An 8037-nucleotide genomic window follows, 5' to 3' on the forward strand; every position below is an offset into this window, starting at 1 on the left:
TCATGGAAAAGTCCAGATTCCGCAAATTCAGCCTCGGCATCGCCGTGGCTCTGGTCGCCGGCATCACGCTGTATGCCGTTCAGGCCCCGGCCAAACCGCCGCAGTACATTACCGCCACGGTCGAACGTGGCGATATCGAGAACGCCGTGTTGGCCACCGGCACGCTGCAGGGCATCAAGCAGGTGGACGTCGGCGCCCAGGTGTCGGGCCAGTTGCGCTCATTGAAGGTCAAGCTGGGTGACAAAGTCACCGAGGGCCAGTGGCTGGCCGAAATCGACCCGCTGGTGCTGCGCAATACCTTGCGCCAGGCTGAGGTCGACGAGGACAAATTGCAGGCCGAGCGCCGTTCTAGCCTGGCCCAGCTCAAGCAGGCCAGGCGGGTGTATGAGCGCTATCGCGAACTGCAGGCCGACGAATCGGTATCGCGCCAGGACTTCGAGAACGCCGAGTCCGAATACGAGGTGCAGCAGGCCGCCGTGCGCTCGCTCGATGCGCAAATCCAGAGTGCCCGGGTCGAGATCGACACGGCCAAGGTCAACCTGGGCTACACCCGTATCAATGCACCGATCAACGGCCATGTGGTGGGCATCGTCACGCAAGAAGGGCAGACCGTGATCGCCAACCAGTTGGCGCCCGTGCTGCTCAAGCTGGCCGACCTCGACACCATGACCGTCAAGGCGCAGGTGTCGGAAGCCGATGTGATCCACATCAGCCCAGGCCAACCGGTGTACTTCACCATCCTCGGTGAAGACAAACGCTACTACGCCAAGCTGCGCGGCACCGAACCGGCCCCGCAGAACTACGCGCAAAGCACCGACAACAGCGATGGCAGCGCCACGAAACCCAATGGCGCGGTGTTTTACAACGCCCTGTTCGAGGTGGCGAACCCCGAGCACCGCCTGCGCATCTCGATGACCGCGCAGGTGCACATCGTGCTCGACACGGCCAAAGGCGTGCTCACTGTGCCGGTGGCCGCCCTGGGCGCGCGCAATGGCGACGGCAGCTTCCCGGTGCGGGTGCTCGATGCCAAGGGCTTCGCTCAGGTGCGCAACGTGCAGGCGGGGATCAACAACAACGTCAAAGTGCAGATCAAGGATGGCCTGGCCGAAGGTGACCGTGTGGTGATCGGCGAACCGGTGTCTGGCGAAGCAGGGGCGTGAGCATGAACATGAATGTCGAGCTGAGCGCACACAGCGCCGTTGCCTGCAGCAACGGCGAGCCGTTGTTGCGCCTGCAGGGGGTCAGCCGCAGTTTTCTGGCCGGCGACCGCGAGTTCCTGGCGCTGAAGGGTATCGACCTGCAGATCCACAGTGGCGAGCTGGTGGCGATCATTGGCGCCTCTGGGTCCGGCAAGTCGACCCTGATGAATATCCTCGGCTGCCTGGACAACGCCAGCAGTGGCAGCTACCAGGTCGGCGGGCAAGAGACGCGCACGCTGGACGACGATGCCCTGGCGGCGCTGCGCCGCGACCATTTTGGCTTCATCTTCCAGCGCTACCACCTGCTGCCGCACTTGGATGCCCTGCACAACGTCGAGATTCCAGCAGTGTATGCCGGCACTGCGCACGGGCAACGCCACGACCGGGCACGTGAGCTGCTCACGCGCTTGGGGCTTGCCGGGCATCTGGAACACCGCCCCAGCCAGTTGTCCGGCGGGCAGCAGCAGCGTGTGAGTATCTGCCGGGCGCTGATGAACGGTGGCCAGGTGATCCTCGCCGACGAGCCGACCGGTGCGCTGGACACGGCCAGTGGCAAAGAGGTGATGAATATTCTGCTGGAGCTGCACGCAGCCGGGCACACGGTGATCCTGGTGACCCACGACCCCAAGGTCGCCGCGCATGCCGAACGGGTCATCGAGGTCAGCGACGGTCAGATCGTCAGCGACCGGCGCACGGGCACTGCAGCCATGCCCACCCCGGTGGCCGAGCCGGCACCGGCCGCCTCGCCGGCAAGGCGCCTGGTCGCCAGCCTGGGGATGTTCCGCGAGGCCTTCAAGATGGCCTGGATCGCTTTGATCTCGCACCGCATGCGCACCTTGTTGACCATGCTCGGGATTGTCATTGGCATCACCTCGGTGGTGTCCATCTCGGCCATCGGCGAAGGGGCCAAGGGCTACGTGCTCAAGGACATCCAGGCAATTGGCAGCAACACCATCGATATCTATTCGGGCAGCAACTTCGGAGACAGCCGGGCGAAGACCATCGAAACCCTGGTGCCCGCCGACGTCACTGCGCTCAACGCGCTGTACTACGTCGACAGCGCCACCCCGGTGATCGGCCAAAGTACCTTGGTGCGCTACCGCAACCTCGATGTCGATGTGCAGCTCAATGGCGTCAGCGAACACTACTTCCAGGTGCGCAACATTCCCCTGGCCGCCGGTATCGTGTTCAGTGCCGAGGACGCACGGCGCCAGGCCCAGGTGGTGGTGATCGACCACAACACCCGCAAGCGCCTGTTCGGCCCCAACGTAGATCCGCTGGGGCAGGTGATTCTGGTGGGGAACCTGCCGTGCACGGTGATCGGCGTCACCGCCGAGAACAAGAACCTGTTCGTCGCCAGCAACCAGCTGAATATCTGGGTGCCGTACGAGACTGCTGCTGGCCGCGTGCTTGGCCAACGCCACTTGGACAGCATCAGCGTGCGCATCAAGGACGGCGTGCCCAGCAAACGGGTCGAAGAGGAGGTGACCAAGCTGATGCTGCAACGCCATGGCACCAAGGACTTTTTCACCAACAACCTCGACAGCATCATGCAGACCGTGCAAAAGACCAGCCGCTCGCTGACCCTGCTGCTGTCGCTGATCGCGGTGATTTCGCTGGTGGTGGGCGGTATCGGGGTGATGAACATCATGCTGGTTTCGGTGACCGAGCGTACCCGCGAGATCGGCATTCGCATGGCGGTGGGGGCACGGCAGTCGGACATCCGTCAGCAGTTTCTGGTGGAGGCGGTGATGGTCTGCCTGTTTGGCGGGTTGATCGGTATTGGCTTGTCGTACGGCATCGGCTACCTGTTCGAGTTGTTCGTCAAACAGTGGGAGATGGTGTTCTCACCGGCGTCGATCGTGATGGCGTTTGCCTGTTCGACGTTGATTGGGGTGGTGTTCGGCTTTGTGCCAGCGCGCAACGCGGCCCGGCTTGACCCGATCGAAGCGCTGGCACGGGATTGAGGTGCCCTGTGCCTCAACCCGTGTAGGAGCAGCCTTGTGCTGCGAAGAGGCCGGTGATAACACCGTGAATCTTCGTTGCTATAACCGGCCTCTTCGCAGCACAAGGCTGCTCCTACACGGTGATTCGTGCCCAAGCGGGAATTACAAGATCAAACTGCCGTATACATCCAGCGCATCAACGAATGCCGCCCGCTGATACCCAGCTTGATCGCCGCCCTGCGTAAATAGCTTTCGACCGTATTCACCTTCAACTCCAGCCGCTCGGCCTGCTCCGGTGCGGTATGCCCGGCCAGCAGGCCAAGGCACACCTGACGCTCCCGTTCGGACAGCTTCAGCCCCGATTGCGCCAGGCGGTCGAGAAAACGCTGTTCGAGGCTCTCTTGCGTGGCGCGCTCGGCGGCGGGTTGCAGGGCATCGATGTGCTTTTCCAGCATCGGCAGCAGCAGCGGCGAGATGTCATCCAGGCGGTTGCGCTCGAAGGCGGAGAAGCCATAGGCGGAGTCAGCGCGCAGCACCTGGATTTCGTAGCGGGCGTCGCCTTTGCGGCGAATCAGGTGCAAGCGCGACGGGTCGCTGCAGTCCCTGCTTGGCTGCACGTCCGAGGAAAATACAGTCTCGTTGATCACGGGCGCGTTGGCTTCAGGGCCGGCCGGGGCCACGGGCAGCAGGCGTATGTGCGTGGCGTCGATGGTCAGGTGGGCCTGGATCAGGTCGTGCAGCATGCGCGGGAATTGGCGGCTGCCGGTGCTGGCAATGACTTTGCCGATTTGTGGGTAGAGCAGGTGCGAATTCATCGTGTCGTCCGTGAGGTCCGGTGGTGCAATTTCCCGTTTGGCTGTTGGCCCGCATCCTGGGCCGCATTCGGGAGGTGATGGGTATCCTAGTACAACGATTGAGTGACGGTTAAATGAAGTGGCGATAGTGGCATAATAATGGCTTCTATGGCAGGCGACTGCTGTGGCGCGGGTTGTCGGGTATGATGCTGGCCCCCATCATCTTCAAGAGGCCTGCCCCATGTCCCTGAGTGCTGAACAGATTGGCGAATTCCGCGCCTTTGCCGAGCAGTTGGCCGATGCCGCCGCTGTGGCGATCACGCCGTATTTCCGTGCCAGCCTGGACGTCGAGGACAAGGGCGGGCGGTTGTACGACCCGGTGACGGTGGCCGACAAGGCGGCTGAAGATGCGATGCGCGCGCTGATCCAGGCGCGCTATCCCGAGCACGGCATTTTGGGTGAAGAGCAGGGCGTGGCAGTGGGCACCAGCCCCTTGACCTGGGTACTCGACCCGATCGACGGTACCCGCGCGTTTATCACCGGCTTGCCGCTGTGGGGCACCTTGATTGCCTTGAACGATGGCACGCGTCCGCGGGTAGGGGTAATGAACCAGCCTTTTACCGGCGAACGCTTCGTCGGCACCCCGGAAGGTGCCTGGCGCAGTGGCACACCGCTGAAAACCCGTGCCTGCGCCGACCTGGCCTCGGCCACGCTGATGTGCACCACCCCGGACATGTTCGACACCGCAGCGCGCAAGGCAGCGTTCGAGACCGTGGCCGGCAAGGCTCGGCTGATGCGTTACGGCGGCGACTGCTATGCCTATTGCATGCTGGCGTCGGGCTTTGTCGATGTGATCGTGGAGGCGAGCCTGCAGCCGTATGACGTGCAGGCCTTGATGCCGATCATCGAAGGGGCGGGCGGTGTGATCACGGCCTGGGATGGCAGCTCGGCGCAGCATGGTGGGTGTGTGGTGGCCTGTGGTGACCCGGCGTTGCATGCGCAGGTAGTGGAGATGTTGCGTCACGCCATGTGACATCGCACTTTTTCGGTTTCTTGGGCTCTATGCTTGGCCAGGCTGCACCGATCCCCGGTGTGGCCGCCGAATATCGACCCGGTGCCGATGGTTGCAAGCCCTTCCAGAATAGTCCCCGGCCTGCTGTTGGCAGGCGCCCTGACGTGCCTGTGCGCCTGTACCCAAGAGCAGGGCCGTGACATCGTCAGCCAGTTCGGCAACGGCAAGCCCAGCGAGCTGTTCCAGACCAGCGTCGACCGCCTGGCGACGTTGTCGATGCGCGACAACCTGCAGAGCTTGTACCTGCTGATGAACAAGCTGTACCTGCGCAACCCCAACCAGTGGAAAATGTCTGGCTACGTCGATGCCGCCACGGCCGAGCGGCAGATCCGCATAGCCATCGAACAGCGCCAACCGTTGGCGCAACTGGGCAATCGCCGCGACCTTGCCGCCTTGAGTTACGCGCTGAGCCCGGAGTTTCGCGGGGACCGGGTCGGCGCGTTCATCTATGCCATCGGCAGCATGCTGATTACCGCCCATGGCGGGCGCACCGAGTTCTACATGACGGACACCATCGACCCGCTGTTCGTCAATAACGCAGCACGCAATATCGAGAAAGCCACCTGGATGCTTAGCCAGCGGCAGGATGCCAACGGCGTGCTGTTGCTGTTCTCCAACGAGATTTCGGAGGAGGGCAGCAACCTGAGTTTCGCCGTCGAGTTCGGCAAGATCGTGGCGCGTCTGGATTTGCTGGCAGAGCTGCTGGACGAGCGCTATCGCCGGATCGGGCTCAATTATGCGCAAAGCCTGTTGTTGATGAATTTCTTGCCGGTGCAGTGACCCGGGCCTTAACTGGTGGCCGTCAGCAACGGTTGAAACTCCGCCAACAACCAGTCACGCAACCGTCGGCAACTGGCGTCATGTTCCTTGTCTTCGTTGAAGGCCAGGAAATGGAAGGTGTCCTTGAGCACCAACTGCTGTTCGACCGGCCGCACCAGCAAGCCTTGCTCCACCAGCGGGCCCACCAGGTGGTGCCAACCCAATGCCACGCCCTGGCTACTCAGGGCAAGCTGCACCAGCAGGTTGTAGTCATTGGCATTGAAGAAATGCGGTGCAGTGCTGGCACGGCTCTTCAGGTCGACATCATGGAACGCCAACCAGACATTCCAGTCGACGTGCTCGGCCACCTGTGAGCGCCCATAGGGGCTGAGGTTGAGCAGCGAGCCGTCGCGAATCCCTTCCAAGGTAGCCAGCTGTGGGTGCTGTGCCAGGTATTGCGGGCTGCATACCGGGTAGACCACATCATGGTTGAGCGGGTGGCAGCTGTAGCCGGCCTGGATCTTGCCCAGCTTGGTGATGTAGATGTCCGGCCGTACGCCAGGCTCCATCGACAGGAAGTTCTGGGTGGTCACCAGGTTGATGTCGATGTCCGGGTTTTGCTCGAAGAACTTCGGCATCCGTGGCCCCAGCCACAGGGCGGCAAACGCTGGCGAGCAGCACAGGGTAACCACGTGCTTGGGGTTGATGTTGCTGCGGATTCGCTCGGCCGCCTGGGAGATGTTGACGAACGATAACTGCACCGCATCGAAGAAGATTGAACCCGCCACGGTCAGCTCTACCGCGCGGCCGACACGGGTAAACAGTTCGGCACCCAGGTAGGTTTCCAGTTCACGGATCTGCCGGCTCACGGCGGCCTGGGTGACGCACAGGGCCTCGGCGGCACGGGTGAAATTCTGGTATTTGGCGGCCGCGACGAAGACTTTGACCGCGCGCAGCGAAGGCATCTTGATCAAGGTCTGATCGGGTTCGGAGTGTCTGACCATGTCGGTAGGGTTCAGGTCCTGTGTAGGAGCAGCCTTGTGCTGCGAAAGGGCCCGTACAGGCACCCATAGCCAGTGTATGAGCGGGCCTCTTCGCAGCACAAGGCTGCTCCAAGTGCAGGGTGGGGTTCAGGCCTTGATTGATAACTTCAGGTAATGATTAGCGCCCTGCAAATGTCGTTGGACCCACCCTGGGCCAAGGCATAACGTAAATCCCACGGCGCGACATTGAGACATCGATGTCGAATAACTTTTTGAAGCAGGACTTTCTGCGTGCCGGTGTTGACTCACGTTCGCTCTTGAACGGACTGCCAAGCGTACTCGCTCTGATCTACCCGCCTTACCGAACAGTGCGATGTTGATAGATTGGTTAATAAGCATAATAACGAGGGTCGTATGAGCCATGCCGATGAGATTCTTTCGGTAAACAACATCTTCAAAGTGTTCGGCCCCAACCCGAACATGGCCATGGAGATGCTCCGCAAGGGCGCCGACAAGAACGAAATCTTTAGCAAGACCGGCCACGTCGTCGGCGTGTTCGATGCAAGCTTTTCCGTCAAACGGGGCGAGATCTTCGTCATCATGGGCCTGTCGGGCTCGGGCAAGTCGACCATGGTGCGGCTGTTCAACCGCCTGATCGAACCCACCGCCGGCAGCATCCACCTCAACGGCCGCGAAATCACCGGCCTGTCCGATAAAGCCCTGCTCGATGTGCGCCGCAAGGAAATGGGCATGGTGTTCCAGTCCTTCGCCCTGATGCCGCACATGAGCGTGCTGCAGAACACCGCCTTCGGCCTGGAAATCGCCGGCGTTACTGAAACCGAACGCCACCGCCGTGCCCGCGAGGCGCTGAGCCAGGTCGGCCTGGCCGGCCACGAGCACAGCTACCCGCACCAGCTGTCCGGCGGCATGCAGCAGCGCGTGGGCCTGGCCCGGGCGCTGGCCAACGACCCGACCATCCTGTTGATGGACGAAGCCTTCTCGGCCCTCGACCCGCTGATCCGCAACGAGATGCAGGGCGAGCTGATGCGCCTGCAGGCCGAGCAGCAGCGCACCATCATCTTCATTTCCCACGACATCGAGGAAGCCATCCGCATCGGCCATCGCATCGCGATCATGGAGGGCGGCCGGGTGGTGCAAATCGGCACCCCGCAACAGCTGATCAACCAGCCGGCCAACGATTACGTGCGCGCGTTCTTCAAGACCTTCAACAGCCGCTGCCAGTGTTCCAGCCTGGCCAACAGCACGCCGTTGCAGTCCCTGAGC

7 protein-coding genes are annotated in these 8037 nt (G+C 62.2%); 5 read left to right on the top strand and 2 right to left on the bottom strand.

All coding sequences use genetic code 11. From position 1 onward, the window contains the following. Positions 1-2: 2 nt before the first annotated feature. Both macA and HU750_RS03885 read left to right on the top strand, forming a co-directional pair. The gene (gene macA / locus HU750_RS03880) at positions 3-1160 is read left to right on the top strand and encodes a macrolide transporter subunit MacA (RefSeq protein ID WP_186676923.1); all 1158 of its coding nucleotides are present in this window, start codon (positions 3-5) and stop codon (positions 1158-1160) included. Positions 1161-1162: 2 nt separating this feature from the next. Continuing rightward, the gene (locus tag HU750_RS03885) at positions 1163-3166 is read left to right on the top strand and encodes a MacB family efflux pump subunit (protein ID WP_186676926.1); all 2004 of its coding nucleotides are present in this window, start codon (positions 1163-1165) and stop codon (positions 3164-3166) included. Positions 3167-3315: 149 nt separating this feature from the next. Here HU750_RS03885 and HU750_RS03890 read toward each other — a convergent pair whose 3' ends face one another. After that, on the bottom strand, positions 3316-3960 hold the full coding sequence (locus tag HU750_RS03890) for a helix-turn-helix transcriptional regulator (RefSeq protein WP_186676928.1): 645 nt from the start codon (positions 3958-3960) through the stop codon (positions 3316-3318). Positions 3961-4180: 220 nt separating this feature from the next. Here HU750_RS03890 and hisN point away from each other — a divergent pair, with 220 nt between their 5' ends. Together hisN and HU750_RS03900 are read left to right on the top strand one after the other, a co-directional pair. After that, positions 4181-4972 carry a histidinol-phosphatase gene (gene hisN / locus HU750_RS03895; RefSeq protein WP_085273361.1) on the top strand — a complete coding sequence of 264 codons (792 nt, stop codon included), beginning with the start codon at positions 4181-4183 and terminating at the stop codon, positions 4970-4972. Between the two features lie 87 nt (positions 4973-5059). Next, positions 5060-5791, top strand: a complete 732-nt coding sequence (locus tag HU750_RS03900; protein WP_027596802.1) for a hypothetical protein — start codon at positions 5060-5062, stop codon at positions 5789-5791. A gap of 8 nt (positions 5792-5799) precedes the next feature. Here the strand turns inward: HU750_RS03900 and HU750_RS03905 are convergent, their stop codons facing one another. After that, entirely contained in the window at positions 5800-6774 is a 975-nt protein-coding gene (locus HU750_RS03905) for a LysR family transcriptional regulator (protein ID WP_186676930.1), read from the bottom strand. Between the two features lie 393 nt (positions 6775-7167). Between HU750_RS03905 and HU750_RS03910 the strand changes: the two genes are divergently transcribed. Next, positions 7168-8037, top strand: an 870-nt coding sequence (locus tag HU750_RS03910) for a quaternary amine ABC transporter ATP-binding protein (RefSeq protein WP_186676932.1), incomplete at its 3' end; no start/stop codon positions are given.

It is taken from the genome of Pseudomonas sp. SWRI50, assembly GCF_014269095.1.
In the GTDB taxonomy this organism is placed as follows: Bacteria; Pseudomonadota; Gammaproteobacteria; order Pseudomonadales; family Pseudomonadaceae; genus Aquipseudomonas; species Aquipseudomonas kermanshahensis.

What these genes read in the sequence shown, in the direction of transcription:
- macA (WP_186676923.1), top strand. Translation starts at nt 3, where the DNA reads ATGGAAAAGTCCAGATTCCGCAAATTCAGCCTCGGCATCGCCGTGGCT.
- HU750_RS03885 (WP_186676926.1), top strand. Translation starts at nt 1,163, where the DNA reads ATGAACATGAATGTCGAGCTGAGCGCACACAGCGCCGTTGCCTGCAGC.
- HU750_RS03890 (WP_186676928.1), bottom strand. Translation starts at nt 3,960, where the DNA reads ATGAATTCGCACCTGCTCTACCCACAAATCGGCAAAGTCATTGCCAGC.
- hisN (WP_085273361.1), top strand. Translation starts at nt 4,181, where the DNA reads ATGTCCCTGAGTGCTGAACAGATTGGCGAATTCCGCGCCTTTGCCGAG.
- HU750_RS03900 (WP_027596802.1), top strand. Translation starts at nt 5,060, where the DNA reads ATGGTTGCAAGCCCTTCCAGAATAGTCCCCGGCCTGCTGTTGGCAGGC.
- HU750_RS03905 (WP_186676930.1), bottom strand. Translation starts at nt 6,774, where the DNA reads ATGGTCAGACACTCCGAACCCGATCAGACCTTGATCAAGATGCCTTCG.